This window comes from Rossellomorea sp. ABR4_004, from assembly GCF_056159585.1.
In genome coordinates this window covers 617,124-635,088 of the sequence record NZ_JBSWVM010000001.1, presented here as the reverse complement: position 1 = coordinate 635,088, position 17,965 = coordinate 617,124, and the positions used below count along the sequence as shown (strand labels likewise).

13 protein-coding genes and 1 pseudogene are annotated in these 17,965 nt (G+C 42.8%); 13 read left to right on the top strand and 1 reads right to left on the bottom strand.

What is annotated here, in order from left to right; all coding sequences use genetic code 11:
• Positions 1-4: 4 nt before the first annotated feature.
• The 12 genes and pseudogenes from ACXAF2_RS03495 to ACXAF2_RS03440 all read left to right on the top strand — a co-directional run bounded on the left by ACXAF2_RS03495 (position 5) and on the right by ACXAF2_RS03440 (position 17,213).
• The gene (locus tag ACXAF2_RS03495) at positions 5-988 is read left to right on the top strand and encodes an alpha-ketoacid dehydrogenase subunit beta (protein WP_475137385.1); all 984 of its coding nucleotides are present in this window, start codon (positions 5-7) and stop codon (positions 986-988) included.
• 42 nt (positions 989-1,030) lie between these two features.
• Positions 1,031-2,350 (top strand): dihydrolipoamide acetyltransferase family protein, encoded by a 1,320-nt coding sequence (locus ACXAF2_RS03490; RefSeq protein ID WP_475137384.1) that lies wholly within the window; start codon positions 1,031-1,033, stop codon positions 2,348-2,350.
• 514 nt (positions 2,351-2,864) lie between these two features.
• Entirely contained in the window at positions 2,865-7,214 is a 4,350-nt protein-coding gene (locus ACXAF2_RS03485; protein WP_475137383.1) for a S8 family serine peptidase, read from the top strand.
• Positions 7,215-7,425: 211 nt separating this feature from the next.
• On the top strand, positions 7,426-9,207 hold the full coding sequence (locus ACXAF2_RS03480; protein WP_475137382.1) for a methylmalonyl-CoA mutase family protein: 1,782 nt from the start codon (positions 7,426-7,428) through the stop codon (positions 9,205-9,207).
• A gap of 37 nt (positions 9,208-9,244) precedes the next feature.
• Positions 9,245-11,350 (top strand): methylmalonyl-CoA mutase, encoded by a 2,106-nt coding sequence (gene scpA, locus ACXAF2_RS03475; RefSeq protein WP_475139087.1) that lies wholly within the window; start codon positions 9,245-9,247, stop codon positions 11,348-11,350.
• The gene (gene meaB, locus ACXAF2_RS03470; RefSeq protein WP_475137381.1) at positions 11,350-12,387 is read left to right on the top strand and encodes a methylmalonyl Co-A mutase-associated GTPase MeaB; all 1,038 of its coding nucleotides are present in this window, start codon (positions 11,350-11,352) and stop codon (positions 12,385-12,387) included. The genes scpA and meaB overlap by 1 nt, the downstream gene beginning before the upstream one ends.
• A 117-nt stretch (positions 12,388-12,504) precedes the next feature.
• The gene (locus ACXAF2_RS03465) at positions 12,505-12,942 is read left to right on the top strand and encodes a BrxA/BrxB family bacilliredoxin (RefSeq protein ID WP_475137380.1); all 438 of its coding nucleotides are present in this window, start codon (positions 12,505-12,507) and stop codon (positions 12,940-12,942) included.
• A 434-nt stretch (positions 12,943-13,376) separates the two neighbouring features.
• Positions 13,377-14,159 carry a transporter substrate-binding domain-containing protein gene (locus tag ACXAF2_RS03460; protein WP_475137379.1) on the top strand — a complete coding sequence of 261 codons (783 nt, stop codon included), beginning with the start codon at positions 13,377-13,379 and terminating at the stop codon, positions 14,157-14,159.
• Between the two features lie 69 nt (positions 14,160-14,228).
• Positions 14,229-14,887 (top strand): annotated as a pseudogene (locus ACXAF2_RS03455) (amino acid ABC transporter permease).
• Positions 14,880-15,596, top strand: a complete 717-nt coding sequence (locus ACXAF2_RS03450) for an amino acid ABC transporter ATP-binding protein (protein ID WP_475137378.1) — start codon at positions 14,880-14,882, stop codon at positions 15,594-15,596. Before ACXAF2_RS03455 ends, ACXAF2_RS03450 begins: the two are co-directional and overlap by 8 nt.
• Before the next feature lie 106 nt (positions 15,597-15,702).
• A complete protein-coding gene (locus ACXAF2_RS03445; protein WP_475137377.1) occupies positions 15,703-16,689 on the top strand; it encodes an aromatic acid exporter family protein in 987 nt (328 codons plus the stop codon).
• A gap of 20 nt (positions 16,690-16,709) precedes the next feature.
• The gene (locus ACXAF2_RS03440; RefSeq protein ID WP_475137376.1) at positions 16,710-17,213 is read left to right on the top strand and encodes a L,D-transpeptidase; all 504 of its coding nucleotides are present in this window, start codon (positions 16,710-16,712) and stop codon (positions 17,211-17,213) included.
• Between the two features lie 49 nt (positions 17,214-17,262).
• On the opposite strand, the gene prli42 is transcribed toward ACXAF2_RS03440, so the two are convergent.
• Positions 17,263-17,358, bottom strand: coding sequence for a stressosome-associated protein Prli42 (gene prli42 / locus ACXAF2_RS03435; protein WP_148969555.1), 96 nt, complete (start codon positions 17,356-17,358; stop codon positions 17,263-17,265).
• A 190-nt stretch (positions 17,359-17,548) separates the two neighbouring features.
• Between prli42 and mce the strand changes: the two genes are divergently transcribed.
• Complete coding sequence (mce, locus tag ACXAF2_RS03430) at positions 17,549-17,962, top strand: methylmalonyl-CoA epimerase (RefSeq protein WP_148969554.1); 414 nt, start codon at positions 17,549-17,551, stop codon at positions 17,960-17,962.
• Positions 17,963-17,965 lie beyond the last annotated feature (3 nt).

Genomic DNA, 17,965 nt, shown 5'->3' with positions numbered 1-17,965 from the left:
AATTATGCCAGTAATTTCATATATTGATGCCGTAACAATGGCCATTAGAGAAGAAATGGAACGTGATGAGAAAGTATTTGTTCTTGGAGAAGATGTAGGGAAAAAAGGTGGAGTATTCAAAGCGACTCACGGATTGTATGATCAATTTGGAGAAGATCGTGTCCTTGATACACCACTTGCAGAATCAGCTATTGCAGGAGTTGGAATCGGAGCTGCCATGTATGGTATGAGACCGATTGCAGAAATGCAGTTCGCTGATTTTATCATGCCTGCTGTGAACCAAATCATTTCTGAAGCATCACGTATTCGTTATCGTTCGAATAATGATTGGACCTGTCCGATGGTTATTCGTGCACCATACGGCGGTGGAGTTCACGGAGCACTTTATCACTCTCAATCCGTTGAGGCGGTTTTCGCTAATCAGCCAGGATTGAAAATAGTCATGCCTTCTACTCCTTATGATGTGAAAGGCTTGCTGAAAGCGGCGATCCGTGACGAAGATCCAGTATTATTCTTCGAACACAAACGTGCTTACCGTCTAATTAAAGGAGAAGTACCTGAGGATGATTATACTCTTCCAATCGGAAAAGCAGACGTGAAGCGCGAAGGGGAGGACATCACAGTCATCACTTACGGTTTGTGTGTTCACTTTGCCCTACAAGCAGCAGAAAAGCTTGCCCAAGACGGAATTGAGGCGCACATCCTTGATTTACGTACGATCTATCCATTAGATAAAGAAGCGATCATTGAAGCAGCTTCTAAAACCGGTAAGGTTCTGCTCGTGACAGAAGACAATAAAGAAGGAAGCATCATGGGTGAGGTTTCTGCAATTATCGCTGAAAATTGTTTATTCGAGCTTGATGCTCCAATCAAACGTCTTGCCGGTCCTGACGTTCCTTCAATGCCATATGCACCAACAATGGAAAAATACTTTATGATTAACCCGGACAAAGTAGAAAAAGCAATGCGTGAACTCGCAGAATTTTAATCAAAATAACCAATTAAACTCAACAGTAAGGAGGGTTCCTCATTGGGTATAGAAAATATGAAAATGCCTCAGCTAGGGGAAAGTGTTACAGAAGGTACAATAAGTAAATGGTTGGTTTCACCTGGTGATACCGTCAATAAATATGATCCGATTGCGGAAGTTCAAACGGATAAAGTAAACGCAGAGGTACCATCATCCTTTACGGGTACCATTAAAGATTTGATTGCTGATGAAGGAGACACTCTTGAAGTCGGAGAAATCATTTGTTCGATTGAGGTAGAAGGTGAAGGTTCTGCATCTGTTGAAGAAACTCCGAAAGAAGCGCCTAAGAAAGAAGCGGATGAAACGCCTCAATCAGCACCTAAAACGAAGGCTCCAAGTAAAGATAGTGGGAATAAAGCAAGATATTCCCCTGCCGTGTTAAAGCTATCTCAAGAGCATGATATTGATCTGAATCAAGTGGAAGGCACTGGAAACGGCGGTCGTATCACTCGTAAAGATCTCAAGAAGATCATTGAGTCAGGTAATATTCCAAAAGCAGGAGATGCTCCGGCGCCTATGGCTGAAGCTCCGGCGCCTCAGCAAGCGCCAGTGAAAGAACAAGCAGTTCAACAACCGGCCAAGCAATCCGCACCTGCAGCGAACGTTCCTGTTTTACCTGGTGATATTGAAATCCCGGTTTCGGGAATTCGTAAAGCCATCGCATCCAACATGGTTCGCAGCAAGCATGAAGCTCCTCACGCATGGACGATGATGGAAGTGGATGTTACAAACCTTGTTGATTATAGAAACTCACTAAAAACGGAATTCAAGCAGCGTGAAGGTTTTAATCTGACATTCTTCGCATTCTTTGTGAAAGCTGTAGCGCAAGCCCTTAAAGAGTATCCGCAAATCAACTCTATGTGGGCAGGGGACAAGATTGTTCAAAAGAAAGACATCAATCTTTCCATTGCAGTGGCCACAGATGATGCACTATATGTGCCTGTGATCAAAAATGCAGACGAAAAGACGATCAAAGGAATTGCAAGAGAAATTACTGAGCTTGCCGGAAAAGTCCGCAGTGGTAAATTAACTTCTCAAGATATGCAGGGAGGCACATTTACAGTCAACAATACCGGTTCATTTGGTTCAGTACAATCGATGGGTATCATTAATTATCCTCAAGCAGCGATTCTTCAAGTGGAGTCGATTGTGAAGCGTCCAGTTGTCATGAACAACGGGATGATCGCAGTTCGTGATATGGTGAACCTGTGTATGTCACTTGATCACCGTGTTCTTGACGGATTGGTATGCGGAAGATTCTTGCAGCGGGTGAAAGAAATCTTAGAAAATACATCAAAAGAAAATACATCTGTCTATTAATTAGTGACAAGGACTGACCCTGGGTGGTTGGTCCTTGTTTTTTTTTGCTTCTGGATAGAAAGGATTATTAAAACTAAAGGGTAAGCCCAAGGAATCAGGAAAAAAAGGAAAATTATAACTGGAAGAATATCCTGACGATAATGATTTTACTATTTATAGGTCGTTTTCCGAGTGCTTTCAAGATTGAATATCCTCCTAAGTCTTCTCTCTCATTTATTTCCTGCTTCATACAAAATGGTAGGGGTGCTTCATCCTTTTAACCTATGAGATGTGCATCGAAATCCAAAATATTCCTGTAGTTATATTATCTGTGTGACTATATGCATACATGAAATATGCGAGAAGGTGACTTTTCTATTAATTTCCGAATATTCAGATTTAATCCGACATAATTTTACAACATTTTACATTGTTATTTGGGTATCTTTGGTTCAACACCTACTTTTTACCAAGTAGTGAATCAGGGAGGTGTCGGGTTTACTGAAGGAATCAAAAATTACTGGGAGGGAATTAGATGACAGGTAGAAAGCGAAAGGCAAGATGGTTATCCATTGTACTCACCTTAGTAATGTTTGTCCCATTATTATTTCCATTCAATGCTGGGGCAGCGAATACCTCACAATCAGCTTTGGCTAAAGAAAAACCATCCACTTCGGCAAGCGAAAGCGCAAAGGTAAGTCCACAATCAAAGATCACATCGAAACTACATGATCAATTCAAGAAAGATAAGCACGTCACATACTTAGTGAAGTTCAAGGAGCAGCTTGATACGAAGGCTGTAGCTAAGAAGGCGGCTGAAAAAGCGAAAAAGCAGAAGCTGTCTGCTAACAGCAAAAAATTACTGAAACGAAATGTGGTCGTTTCCGAGCTTCGTGCCACGGCCCTTGAATCTCAAGCAGAAGTGAAAGAATACTTAACGAAACAAAAGAAGTCCGGTGCAGTAAAAGAAATAAAAGACTTCTACGTTGTAAACGGAATGGCCGTTACTTCCACAAAAGAGGTAATGGATAAAATTTCAACCTTTGCTGATGTTGAGAAAATCTTGCCGAATGAAACGCGTCAGCTTATTCAACCGGCAAAAGTTGAAGATTCAGCTAGCGTTGCAGAAAAAGAAGTCCAAAACAGTCCGGCGTCGATTGAATGGAATATTGACAGAGTCGGTGCACCGGCGGTTTGGGATATGGGAATTGATGGAGCTGGAACTGTTGTAGCATCGATTGATACAGGTGTTCAATGGAATCATCCGGCTTTACAGGGGAAATACAGAGGATATGACCCTCAAAATCCTGATGCCCCTGATCATGAATTCAGCTGGTTTGATGCAACAGCTGGGCAAAGTGCACCTTATGATGATCAAGGACACGGTACACATGTTACAGGAACAATGGTTGGTTCAGAACCTGACGGCAGCAATCAGATCGGCGTCGCTCCGGGAGCAAAGTGGATTGCTGTAAAAGCATTCACGGCAGATGGAGGAACAGATGTTGATTTGTTAGAAGCGGGAGAATGGATTCTTGCTCCTAAGGATGCTGAGGGCAACCCGCATCCGGAGATGGCTCCAGATGTTGTCAATAACTCATGGGGTGGCGGTCCCGGTCTTGATGAGTGGTACCGGGATATGGTGAACGCATGGAGAGCGGCCGAAATATTCCCTGAGTTCTCTGCTGGTAATACAACCTTATTTAATCCAGGTGGCCCGGGTTCAATTGCAACACCTGCAAATTATCCTGAGTCATTTGCAACGGGCGCAACGGATATTAATGACAATCTTGGAAGTTTCTCACTACAGGGTCCTTCTCCATACGAGGAAGTTAAACCTGAAATTTCCGCCCCGGGAGTGAATATTCGCTCTTCAGTACCGGGAAGTAACTACGAAGGCGGATGGAATGGTACATCAATGGCTGGTCCTCACGTCTCTGCAGTTGCAACATTATTGAGACAAGTGGATGCAAGCTTGACGGTTGATGAAATGGAAGAAATCTTAATGTCAACGGCCGTTCCATTGACAGACGGTACCTTCCCTGAAACACCTAATAATGGATATGGTCATGGCTTGGTTAACGCATTCGATGCCGTTTCATCCGTGATGAGCGGTATTGGAAAAGTAGAAGGGCAAGTTTCAAAAGAAGGGGATGACTCTGAAGCTCCAGTAATCAGTCATGAAGCCCCTGGTGAAGCATTTGAAGGAATGAATCTACCACTCCAAGCGGAAGCAAATGATAATGTGAGTGTAACAAATGTTTCATTACATTATCAAAATCAGGATGGTGCTTGGGAATCTGTTGAAGCAACAAGATCTGCAGGTGACTATACATCAGGAACATATGAGGCTACCATTCCTGGAGAAGCACTGACAGGAGAAAGTGTTACGTATAAATGGTCCGCAATGGACTTTGGCGGAAATGAAGTAGAAACGGATGCCTATTCTGTCACTCTTCTTCCGGGAATCACAGTCGGATATGAGCAGGACTTTGAGTCTTCTCCAAGTGGCTGGAATTCTTATGGACCAGGAAACAGCTGGGAGTGGGGTGTACCGGTAAATGGTCCTGGAGCAGCCACTTCAGGAGAAAAGGTATATGCAACAAGTCTGGATGGTACGTATGACAACAGTGCCAACATGTCATTACAAATGCCTCCGATTGATTTACCTGAAGGAAATAGCTTCTTACAATTCAAGCAGTGGCATGAGCTAGAAAGAAACTATGATTATGGTCATGTGTTTGTTTCCACGGACGGTGAAGAGTGGACGCAGGCGCTTCGGGTAAATGGGGATACGGATGGCTGGATCGACGGGGAAGTGGATCTAAGTCAATATGCTGGTCAGCGAATCTACATCGCTTTCAATGTTACATCAGATGGAAGTGTTGTGAAACAGGGCTGGTACGTCGACGATGTGAAACTAAGTGCTGAATCGATTCTTCCAGCTAAAAAGATGAACCTTGGATTGAAATCGAAGGATGAAAAGTCATCATCCGTTTCAAAGAAACCGAGTGTAAATCCGAATAAAATCAAAATGGCTAAACATGTAAGCAAAGAAACTCCGGTAGAAGGAAACGTACCAGGGCCAGTGCTGCTTCCACTGCAAGCGGAAGTAAGCGTGCTGGAAACAGGACGTTCGGTGTATACGAACCCTGCCAATGGATCGTATGAAATGACTCATGCAGCCGGAGAGTTTACGCTGCAAGCATCAACCTATGGATTCAGATCAGAAACACAAAGTGTAACCATAGAAGCCGATCAAACATCTAACGCCAATTTTACACTTGAAGAAATTCCTCAAGGAAATATTACGGGAACAGTCACAAATGAAATTTCTGGAGAACCGGTTGAGGGAGCTACTGTCTTCGTACTTGAAGATGCTGTTGTGGAGCCGGTAGAAACGAATGAAAATGGTGAATATGAACTGGAGGCATATGAAGGTGAGTACACCCTTAAGGTAGTTGCACCTTACTACTATAGTAAGGAAATGACCGTAACAGTTGAAGGTGGAGAAGTCACAAATGCCGATGTTTCATTAGAGCCTTTCATCGGGTATCCTGGTGAAATTGGTTACGATGATGGAACAGCTGAAAACGCACGTGCATTCTATGATGCGGGTAATGGATGGGCTGTGAAAATGTCTCTTGAAGAAGGAAATGAAACTGCATTGGTTACAGGTGGGTTATTCCGCTTCTGGGATACAGAATGGCCAGTACCAGGCGGTACAGAATTCCAAGTTGCCGTTTATGATGCATCTGGTCCTGATGGCGCTCCTGGTAAGAAAGTAGCTGGTCCGTTTGATGGAACTGCTTTACGTAACGGGGAATGGACACATGTAGATCTAAGCGAGCATGGCATCATGGTAGAAGGAGATTTCTACATGGTTTACATTCAATCAGCTCCAAATCCGAATGCACCAGGACTTGGGACAGATGAAGATGGCGAATATGCCGCAAGAAGCTGGCAATTCGTCGGAGGTGCATGGTCACAAGCACCAGAAGAGGAAGGGAACTATATGATTCGTGCAACAGTGAATTATGAAGTCACTGCACCGGTCATCACATCACCGAAAGATGGATCATTTACAAATAAGGAGTCGGTTACCGTTGAAGGGACTTCTGCCCCGACCACAACCGTCCACCTCTTAAATGGTGACGAAGAAGTGGCAACAGCAGAAACGATGGAAGATGGTACCTTCTCAGCGGATGTTCCATTACAAGATGGAGAGAATTCGATTACAGCGAAAGCAGCAACCGAGCAAGGGATGACAGGACCATCTGAGCCTGTAACCATCACCCTTGATCAAGTGAAGCCAGAGCTTGCCATCACATCTCCGAAAGAAGGCATGAAAACGAATCGTGAAGCCATCACGGTAGAAGGAACGATTGTCGATGAAAACCTCGCCTGGGTAAAAGTAAACGGCGAGAAAGCTTCTGTAAGTGATGGACAGTTCAGTCATAGACTGCTTCTGAATGAAGGAGAAAATGTCATCCAGGTAGTAGCGAAAGATAAAGCTGGAAACAAGAAGAAACAAAGAGTGACAGTCTTTGCTAAATTTGGTGACATCGCTGTTGAAAATCTTCTTCCTGCTGAAGATAAAGAGCTGAAGAAGGGTGAATCGGTTAAAATCGAATTTGACAGTGAGCCTGGTTTAGATGCCACATTCGTCATCCAAATGCCACTGACAAATGCGCGATCCCAAGTAACAAACGCAAATGAGCTTCCAATGATGGAAACATCAGAAGGTCACTACGTCGGTTATTATACAGCCACGTCCAATGTAAAGGCACCTGGAGCACTTATTGAAGTGAAGATTTCCGATGATTATGGAAATGTCACAACGAAACGTGCAGAAGGTAAATTGTATATCAATACAAAGAAATAAAGCTTAAGGGAAGAAGAGTCGACCCCGTCGACTCTTCTTTCTTTTTTGATTCATTTACCAGAGAGATTGAAGAAATACGTTTTCTTTTATATACTAAAATAGTATTAGTATAAACATTTCGAATGTTCTATGTGCATTCATGCTAGTTAAGTGAGATTCTTCAGATGTAAATGTAAACGATTACAATCATGCAGGTCGAAAGAGGGGTACTATGAAGCTTAGTGATATGAAAGAGCAATCATTCAGTCGACGAACACTTACAGAATGGCAAGAAGCAGCTGAAATAGCGTTAAAGGGGAAAGGGATTCGTTCCTTACATACGAAAACCTATGAAAATATTGAACTTAAACCGTTATACACGAAAGAAGATTTACCAGGAGTGGATAGGGTGAATGCTTATATCCCTAATGTTCAAGGGAAATTGGAGAGGACTCCAAAATGGTTCATCGCTCAACCGGTCAAAAGGGGCTCTTGGGAGGAACTCACTTCTGCAATGAAGGAAGCATTATCCCGGGGGCAGAACTGTGTTTCATTTCAAGTAGGTGACTTAGACATAAGAGAAGGCTTCCATCAATTTATAAAAGAAGTCGTTGAGTTAGAGACTCCTGTCTTTTCCATTGAAAAAAAGACAGCACTCTCTATTCAGCGAATGATGGAAATTCCTGAACTGAGGGACATCAAAGGTGTAATGGGCTTTGATCCAATAAATGAAAATCGGGAGTTGTTTGAAGATTGGTTGGAGGTTGTCAAAGATGTAGATAAGCATCTGCCTAATCTGAAGACCATAATCATTAATTCTGCCCAGTATCATAATAGTGGAGGAAGTGCCACGCAGGAATTGGCATACGGCCTGAGTGAAGGGGTCGCTTATATTGAAACACTTCAGGAAAAAGGATGGACTATAGAAAAGATTGCTGGAAAAATGCATTTTCACTTTTCAGTAGGTAGCCATTTCTTTATGGAAATAGCCAAAATCAGAGCCTTTAAGAAATTGTGGCAAGAAGTATTATCGTCTTATGGACTTTCAGAACAAGCGATCGCTCATTCGGTCAGCTGCAGTGCGGAAACGTCTCAGTTGAACAAATCCACACTCGATCCGTATGTCAATATGCTCCGCGGGGGAGGAGAAGCGTTTTCTGCCATTCTTGCTGGGGTGGATTATCTTCTTGTTGCTCCATTCAATGAAGTGAGTGGGGAAGTGAACGCGTTTTCTGAGAGAATTGCCCGGAATACGCAACTGATCCTTGGGGAAGAAGCTCATTTGGATAAAGTGGTCGACCCTGGAGGCGGTTCATATTATGTGGAATGGTTATCAGAAGAGGTAGGTAAGCTTGCATGGAAGGAATTTCAACAGGTCCATGGAGATGGGGGAATTTTTGTCTGTCTGAAAAATGGTTCCATTCATGAAAAAATAAATAGAGTGAGAGAGTCACGTATTCATGATTTAGCCACAAGAAAAAACTCAATGATCGGGACGAATATCTATTCAAATCTTGAGGAGACATTTCAAACTCCATCATCTAATAATGTGGGTGAGCGATTGTCGCTTCCTTTTGAAAGATTAAGAGAAAGGACACACGAGCTGACAAGTAAACCGGTGGCAGGTTTAATAGGGTTAGGAAAGCTAAAAACCCATAAGCCTCGGGCTGATTTTGTAAAAGGATTTTTAGCGACGGGTGGCATTCATGCAAATCAAAGTAAAGAGTGCTTCTCTAAGGAAGATATACTTCAATTTGTGGAAGAAACCCGTTATCCATACTATGTGGTTTGTGGAACAGAGGAAGAATATCAAGACAAACTGCCTATGCTGATTGAGTCGATTCATCATATTGATTCGACCATTGTGATTGACGCAGCGGGGAAAATACCTGATGAGCATGAGTGGGTTCGTTTAGGACTGAATGGATCCATTTACAATAAGCAAAACATACTGAAAAAAGTAGATGAGCTATTAACCATCTGGGAGGAGGGAACTGACAATGACAAAGCCTGATTGGCAAGAAATCAACCCTTATTCGAAAGAAGCGAGAATGAATGATGGTTCTCTAACAGGCAGCACCTATGAGACAAATGAGAAGATCGTCATTAAATCTCTTTATTCAGAAGAAGACTCAAAGGATATATCCCATGGAGAAGACCTCCCAGGCTTGGCACCTTATACAAGGGGACCGTACCCGACGATGTATGTGAATCGTCCTTGGACGGTAAGGCAGTATGCAGGATTTTCAACAGCAGAAGAAAGCAATGCCTTTTATAGAAGAAACTTAAGCATGGGGCAGAAAGGTCTGTCTGTCGCTTTTGATTTAGCTACTCATCGTGGCTATGATTCCGATCATCCACGGGTGGTAGGGGATGTAGGAAAAGCGGGAGTGGCCATCGATTCGATTCTGGATATGAAGATTCTGTTTGATGGAATACCTCTTGATCAAATGTCTGTTTCCATGACGATGAACGGAGCGGTGCTGCCTATCCTTGCCTTTTATATCGTCACCGCAGAAGAACAGGGCGTTTCGCAGGAGAAGCTGTCCGGTACGATTCAAAATGATATTTTAAAAGAGTATATGGTGCGGAACACCTATATTTATCCTCCTGAAACATCCATGAAGATAATTGCAGACATCTTTGAGTATACGTCCAAACATATGCCGAAGTTTAATAGCATTAGTATTTCCGGGTATCATATGCAAGAAGCGGGAGCGCCTGCCGATATTGAGCTGGCTTATACGCTGGCAGATGGTCTTGAGTATGTGCGGACAGGTCTCCAGGCAGGGATCGATATCGACTCCTTTGCACCAAGACTTTCATTCTTCTGGGCGATTGGCATGAATTATTTCATGGAAGTGGCCAAAATGAGGGCGGCGAGGAGAATCTGGGCGAAAATGATGAAAACATTCAGTCCTGATAATCCGAAATCGTTGGCGCTCAGAACCCACTCCCAAACGTCCGGATGGAGCTTAACGGAGCAGGATCCGTATAATAATGTCATTCGTACACTACTTGAGGCGCATGCGGCTGCTATGGGTCATACGCAATCTCTTCATACCAATGCATTGGACGAAGCGATTGCCCTGCCGACAGACTTTTCTGCCCGGATCGCACGTAACACACAGCTATACCTTCAAGAGGAAACCGCTATTACGAAAGTGATTGATCCATGGGCCGGTTCACATTATGTTGAATCCTTGACTGATCAGTTGATGGAGAAGGCCTGGGAGCATATCGAAGAAATCGAAGAGCTTGGCGGCATGACCAAGGCGATTGAAACCGGATTGCCGAAGATGCGGATCGAGGAAGCGGCTGCAAGAAGACAGGCAATGATTGATTCCGGGGATGAAGCGATAGTCGGGGTAAATAAGTATCGCCTGGACAAGGAAGATCCGATTGAAACGCTGGACATTGATAATACAGTTGTAAGACAAAAGCAAATTGAGCGAATTCAAATGCTTAAAGAAGAACGAAATGAGAATAGAGTAACCGAAACGCTCGAGGCATTGTCGCTTGTAGCAGAAACAGGAGAAGGGAATCTCCTTGAAAAAGCGGTAGAGGCAGCGAGAGCCCGGGCGACACTCGGAGAAATATCTGATGCCATTGAAAAAGTATCAGGACGACATAAAGCAACGATCCGGAGTATAAGCGGGGTGTACAGCTCGAACTTTTCAAATGAACAAGAAATCAACGTCGTGAAAGAGATGACAGAAGAATTCTTGGAAAACGAAGGAAGAAGACCGCGTATCCTGATTGCAAAGATGGGACAGGACGGGCATGACAGAGGTGCTAAGGTGATCAGCACAGCGTTCGCAGACCTTGGCTTTGATGTGGATATCGGACCATTATTCCAGACGCCGGAAGAAACGGCTCTGCAAGCAGTCGAAAATGACGTGCATGTCATCGGTGTAAGTTCACTTGCCGCAGGACATAAAACACTCTTGCCTCAACTGGTAGCAGAACTAAAGAAATTAGGAAGAGAAGACATTCTCGTTGTCATTGGTGGAGTGATTCCGGCTAAGGATTATGACTTCCTATTGAATAACGGAGCCTCTGCCGTTTTTGGACCAGGGACGATCATTCCCGTTGCTGCACAAAAAGTCATCAAAGAAATTTATGAAGTGCTGGGCTATGAGGAAGTGGCTGAATAATGGCAGAGCATGAATCAGGGCGAAAGAAGCGGTTTGTGAAGAAGAAAAAGGATTCTGTATCGATTACCGATTTAAAGGACGGGGTCTTGAATGGTGACCGTAGCTCCTTGGCCAAGGCCATCACGCTGATTGAAAGCAATGCAGAACAGCATTATGTCAAGGGACAGGAACTGTTGCAGGAGCTCCTGCCCTATACGGGAAAAAGCTTTCGGATCGGCATTACAGGTGTGCCGGGAGCCGGTAAAAGTACATTTATAGAAGCGTTCGGGGAAATGTTATGTGAGCAGGGCCACCGGGTTGCCGTCCTTGCAATTGATCCCAGCTCATCCATTTCTGGTGGCAGTATTCTGGGGGATAAAACAAGGATGGAACAATTATCGAAAAACCCCCGTGCTTTTGTAAGACCTTCCCCTACTGCAGGTACACTTGGTGGAGTACACCGGAAAACCAGTGAAACACTTCTCTTATGCGAAGCGGCCGGATATGATCTGATGATCATTGAAACCGTTGGAGTCGGTCAAAGTGAAGTGATGGTGAGGCAAATGGTGGATTTCTTCCTCCTGCTCGTCATCACTGGAGCCGGGGACGAGCTTCAAGGAATGAAAAAGGGGATCATGGAGCTCGCCGATGCATTACTTGTCAACAAAGCGGATGGAGAAAATAAACCTCTCGCAGAGAAAACAAGAAGAGAGCTGAACCAAATCCTCCACTTCTTGACTCCCGCAACTAAAGGTTGGAGCTCAAAGGCTTATACCTGTTCTGCATTGAAAAATGAGGGATTAAAAGAGATGTGGAATGTGATTCAACAGTTTGAGAAGCAATCAAAAGAACAGGGAGTATTTGAAGAAAGGCGACTTCTCCAAAAGCAGGAATGGTTTCATACGATGTTGAAAGAAAGAGTCTTGTCAGATTTCTTTTTCCATAAGGATATAAAGTCTGCCCTTCCACACATGGAAGGGCGTGTGAAGGAAGGGGACTACACGACTACTCAGGCAGTAGAAGAATTGCTAAAGCGATATAAGGGTGCAATTCATTAACGGGTTTAGTTAATTTTAATTGAAACATAGGGTTTGAAATTGTTATGATAGGGGTACATCAAAATTCCTGCTCTTATGGAGAATGATTAAGTCAGCGATTAAAAGGAGAGTTCAAGCATGGATATAGATTTCAATTTATTTATGAATGATGTTGTTCGCCAGGCTCGACAAGAAATTGAACAAGCCGGTTATGCTCAGTTAACAACAGAAGAAGAAGTAGATCAAGCTTTCGCTAAAGAAGGTACAACACTCGTGATGATTAACTCCGTTTGTGGTTGCGCCGGTGGAATTGCACGTCCAGCAGCAGCTCATTCCATTCATTATGATAAACGACCAGATCAATTGGTAACGGTTTTCGCCGGCCAGGATAAAGAAGCCACTGCGAAAGCGCGCAGCTACTTTACCGGCTATCCGCCATCTTCTCCGTCATTTGCTCTATTAAAAGACGGTAAGTTATTGACAATGGTAGAAAGACATGAAATTGAAGGTCATGACCCAATGTCGGTTGTGAACAAAATTCAATCGTACTTCGATCAGTATTGTGAAGAAGTGTAAGTAAGATGAAAATAGCCCGTCAGGTTTCTCACAAGTAGAGTGAGAAGCTTGACGGGTTTTTTATGTTGGTTGGAAGTTGGGAATTGATATATTCTTTTTTTTACTAAATTACGCAATTAAAATGATCCCTCTTACCGGATCCATACTCAATTCCTCTCAATTATTTGTGAAACTTACCTCAATTGTGACAGCCAGAAGTTTCGACGACGCTCAATTCCACTAATAATGAATATTATTTGAATAATATTCATCCTTCTCTATTTCCTCTAACTAAAAAAACCTAATAAAAATCACTTTAATTTTCAGAAAATATAAACATTTATCTATAATTATTAAAACTATTGCATAAATATTTATCTCTGCTACAATACGAATATAGTAATTAATATACATTATATATTATATTTATACATTTTGATCGAGGAGGAATTACAATGAAAAAGGTATTATCTCTTATATTCGTATTAATCGTTTCTACTACTCTTGCTGCGTGTGGTGCAGGAGAAGAGAATGCAGGAACCGCTTCAGGTGAATCAAAGAAACTGATTATGGGTACGTCGGCTGACTATAAACCATTCGAATATGTCGATACGGCAAACAGTGATGAATTTATCGGGTACGACATTGACTTGGCTCATTTGCTGGCAGATGAACTTGGATATGAAATCGAGATCAAAGATATGGAGTTCAGCGGATTAATTTCAGCGCTTAAAACAGGCCAGGTGGACTTTGTGCTTTCAGCTATGACCCCTACGCCGGAACGACAAAAGAACGTTGACTTCAGTGATGTCTACTACACCGCAAAAGATATGATCATCTCAACTAAAGAGAGCGGAATTCAAAGCGAAAAAGACCTTGATGGGAAAACGGTTGGGGTTCAGTTAGGTTCCATCCAACAGGATGCTGCAGAAGAACTTTCCACATCCATCCCATTAAAAGTAGAGACCCGTGACCGTATTCCTGAGCTGATCCAGGATTTGCAAAATGGACGTTTTGATGCCATTATCATCGAAAATACAGTAGCAAATGGTTATTTGGATAAAAATAAAGAACTTCAAGGAAATACAATGGACGTGAACGAAGAAGAGGCCGGTTCTGCCGTTGCACTTCCAAAGGATAGTGAGCTTACAAGCGAATTCAACGATGCATTGAAAAAGCTCAAGGAAAATGGAGAATTGGATAAACTGGCTGAAAAGTGGTTTAACGGAGAACAGTAGATTGATAGAAGGGCTAACCCATCATCGGTTAGCCCTTCCTATTTAACAGCACGATTGGAGGAGAATACAATGCCACTTGATTTTCAACAACTGATCCCTTCGATTCCTTTTATTTTGGAAGGATTGAAGGTCACTCTTAAAATTGTCGGGCTAGCAGGAATAATTGGATTTGCCTTCGGTATTCTGCTTGCTCTTTGTAAAATAAGTTCCATCAAACCTTTAACATTCCTTGCAGATATTTATACATCGGTTTTTCGGGGGACTCCTTTAGTTCTGCAATTAATGATCATCTTTTATGGCTCGCCTCAGCTTTTTGGAACTCAGATCGAACCGTATACAGCAGCGATCCTTTCTTTTTCCTTAATTCAGCTGCCTATATTTCCGAAATCATCCGTGCGGGAATCAATGCAGTGGATAAAGGGCAGAAGGAAGCGGCCGTGGCCCTTGGGGTTCCATATCGTTTGATGATGAAAGATGTGATCCTGCCTCAGGCCATTAAAAACATTTTGCCTGCCTTAATGAACGAATTTATCACCCTTACGAAGGAATCTGCCATCGTCACTGTTATCGGAGCCGCAGATGTGATGAGACGCTCGTATATGGTAGGTAGTGATTTGTATTCCTTTTTCGAACCACTCTTATTTGCAGGACTGATTTATTATGTTCTTGTCATGATTCTAACCTTATTAGGGAAAGCACTGGAAGGGAGACTACGTGGGAATGATTAAAGCAAAAAAAATCACCAAGTCGTTCGGTAAGCTTCAAGTATTGAAAGGGATAGATTTCTCCGTAGAAAAAGGGGAGGTTGTCGCATTGATCGGTCCTTCGGGTTCCGGGAAATCCACTCTGCTCCGCTGCCTCAATTATTTAGAGGAACCAACTTCAGGATCGCTATACTTTGAAGAAGCTGTTGTGAAAGGCAAAAATATTAGCAAATTGAGACAAGATATAGGTATGGTATTTCAACACTTTCACCTCTTTCCGCATATGACGGCGTTGGAAAACGTGATCTACGCTCCACTGAAAGTGAAGGGGCTAAACAGAACAGATGCAAAAAAATTAGGGACGGACCTTCTAACAAAAGTCGGTTTGAAAGAAAAAAGTGATGAGTACCCAAACCGATTATCAGGAGGCCAAAAACAGCGTGTAGCGATTGCAAGGGCACTGGCCATGGAACCGAAAGTGATGCTTTTTGACGAACCGACATCTGCACTGGATCCGGAAATGGTCAAAGAGGTGCTGGAAGTCATGAAATCACTTGCTCATTCAGGGATGACGATGATCATTGTAACCCATGAAATGGGCTTTGCCAGAGAAGTGGCAGACAGAGTCTTATTCATGGATGATGGTAAGATTGTCGAAGAAGGAGAGCCTCTTCCTTTTTTCTCGAACCCGCAAAGCGAACGTGGAAAAGAATTCTTAGAGAAAATACTTTAAACGATGGAAGGATTAGCGACAGTTTCGTTAATCCTCCTTTTTATGTTCAAGGGGAAATATGGTATTCTAAAGTAGCTAAAAAAAGAAAGAGTTAGGAGAAAAATGAATGTTTCGAATCGGGTATCGAACACTTAAGACTGGGATCGGCACAGCGGTTGCGATCAGCATTGCACAGTGGTTTCAGCTGGATAACTTTGTATCAGCAGGGATTTTGACGATACTGTGCATTCAGAACACGAAGAAGAAGTCGGTTAACGCTTCATGGAGCCGGTTCCTGGCCTGTGTGATTGCCATGGTGATTTCGGCTGCGTTCTTTGAGTTCATTGCCTATCATCCTGCCGTAATCGGCTTGTTATTACTTGTGTTCATTCCGATAACGGTAGCCTTGAATATCAAAGAAGGAATCGTCACCAGTTCCGTTATCATTTTACATATTTATTCGGCAGGAAAGGTGACCCTCGGACTATTCGAGAATGAATTAGGCATCATTGTCATCGGGATCGGGATCGCTCTTGTTATGAATTTGTATATGCCAAGCGTTGATAAAAAGATGATCGAATATCAAGAAAAGATCGAAGCCAATTTCTATAAAATCTTTTGTGAAATGATCAACTACCTGAGAACAAATGATAGCCAATGGGATGGAAAAGAAATCACTGAAACAGAACAATTGCTTAAAGAAGCGAAGACGATCGCATTCAAGGATGTTGAAAATCACTTTCTACGACATGAGAACTTATATTATTTGTACTTTAAAATGAGGGAAAAACAGTTCGAAATCCTACAACGTATCTTACCGATTGCGACATCGATCTCATTGACGATAGAGCAGGGACATCGGATTGCAGAATTTCTGGATGAGCTGAGTGATCACATACACCCGGGAAACACGGCCCTGTTTTATTTAAAAAAATTGTACGATATGAAAGTGGAGTTTGAACAGATGGATTTACCGAAGACGAGGGAAGAATTTGAAACACGCGCCGCTCTCTATCAATTTGTTCAAGAGATGGAGCAGTACCTTCTTCTGAAAAGCTCGTTTAAAGGAATAAAGAAGGATGAAAATGATCAAAAGGAAGTAAACTACACCTAAAACACGAAAAAGGTGATAGGATGCGTATACTTCTTGCCATTATCTTGTTCGCTTCTCCCATATGGCCGCTTGGAAGGAATCCACTGCCCGGGGATCCATTTATTATCGTGAACAAGGAAAGTAATCAACTAGCCTACATCGACGACGGGAAGGTTCAGCGCACATTCCCGGTAGCAACAGGGAAAACGACGACCCTCACCCCGGAGGGACTATTTAATGTAACAGTTAAAGCCAAGAACCCATATTACCGTAAGAAGAATATTCCCGGTGGAGACCCGCGGAATCCATTGAGTTCAAGGTGGATCGGATTTGACGCAAAGGGGACAGATGGAAGGATCTATGGAATCCATGGAACGAATCAACCTTCAAGCATAGGCAAATATATCTCAAATGGATGCATAAGAATGCATAATAAACATGTCGAATATCTCTTTGATCAGGTGCCGGTCGGAACAAAGGTTCTAGTCGTCAAAACGAACAAAAGCTTCTATCAGCTGGGAAAAGAACACGGTTCGATAAAATAAAAAGGATCTGCTAATCGACCGGGTCGAAAAGCAGATCCTTTGTTTTCTATTATAATAAGAAAGTCAGTCCCGCCATGATTGTCGATGCAATCATCGCAAACAACATGACAAATACAATTATTTTTTGTAATTTTTTATTACCCATTGTATCTCTCCATTCTTCATCTCGCCTTAAAGAGGCGATTTTCAACTCTATTTTATCGTGAATAGTCAGAGAAAACAACCATTGGCAAAAAAGAAAACGCTTTAATTATTCGTCGGATTAGGAGGGAATTCGACAACGTTTATCGAATACTATACGGGTGGAGCATGTAAACAACAAGGGGATGATAGGGATGAAAAAGGTAGACCATATCGGAATAGCAGTATCATCAATAGACAATGTTCTTCCATTTTACGAAGATACTCTTGGGCTTTCACTCGTCAAGGTCGAAGAAGTGGGAAATCAAGGTGTGAAAGTAGCATTTATTGATGGTGGAAATATTAAGCTTGAATTACTTGAACCACTACATAAAGAAAGTCCGATTGCCAAGTTCATTGAGAAAAAGGGAGAAGGTATTCACCATATCGCCTTTGGTGTCGAAGGAATTGAAAAGCGGATCAAGGAACTGCAAGTGAGTGGAGTGCGGATGATCAACGAAACACCGAAAACGGGGGCTGGCGGAGCTGCAGTTGCCTTCATGCATCCAAAGTCAGCGCACGGTGTACTATATGAACTATGTGATAAATCAAACATCAAGGGGGAGTAACAT

What these genes read in the sequence shown, in the direction of transcription:
- ACXAF2_RS03445 (WP_475137377.1), top strand. Translation starts at nt 15,703, where the DNA reads ATGTTTCGAATCGGGTATCGAACACTTAAGACTGGGATCGGCACAGCG.
- prli42 (WP_148969555.1), bottom strand. Translation starts at nt 17,358, where the DNA reads ATGGGTAATAAAAAATTACAAAAAATAATTGTATTTGTCATGTTGTTT.
- ACXAF2_RS03480 (WP_475137382.1), top strand. Translation starts at nt 7,426, where the DNA reads ATGAAGCTTAGTGATATGAAAGAGCAATCATTCAGTCGACGAACACTT.
- scpA (WP_475139087.1), top strand. Translation starts at nt 9,245, where the DNA reads ATGAATGATGGTTCTCTAACAGGCAGCACCTATGAGACAAATGAGAAG.
- meaB (WP_475137381.1), top strand. Translation starts at nt 11,350, where the DNA reads ATGGCAGAGCATGAATCAGGGCGAAAGAAGCGGTTTGTGAAGAAGAAA.
- ACXAF2_RS03495 (WP_475137385.1), top strand. Translation starts at nt 5, where the DNA reads ATGCCAGTAATTTCATATATTGATGCCGTAACAATGGCCATTAGAGAA.
- ACXAF2_RS03485 (WP_475137383.1), top strand. Translation starts at nt 2,865, where the DNA reads ATGACAGGTAGAAAGCGAAAGGCAAGATGGTTATCCATTGTACTCACC.
- ACXAF2_RS03440 (WP_475137376.1), top strand. Translation starts at nt 16,710, where the DNA reads ATGCGTATACTTCTTGCCATTATCTTGTTCGCTTCTCCCATATGGCCG.
- ACXAF2_RS03450 (WP_475137378.1), top strand. Translation starts at nt 14,880, where the DNA reads ATGATTAAAGCAAAAAAAATCACCAAGTCGTTCGGTAAGCTTCAAGTA.
- ACXAF2_RS03465 (WP_475137380.1), top strand. Translation starts at nt 12,505, where the DNA reads ATGGATATAGATTTCAATTTATTTATGAATGATGTTGTTCGCCAGGCT.
- ACXAF2_RS03460 (WP_475137379.1), top strand. Translation starts at nt 13,377, where the DNA reads ATGAAAAAGGTATTATCTCTTATATTCGTATTAATCGTTTCTACTACT.
- mce (WP_148969554.1), top strand. Translation starts at nt 17,549, where the DNA reads ATGAAAAAGGTAGACCATATCGGAATAGCAGTATCATCAATAGACAAT.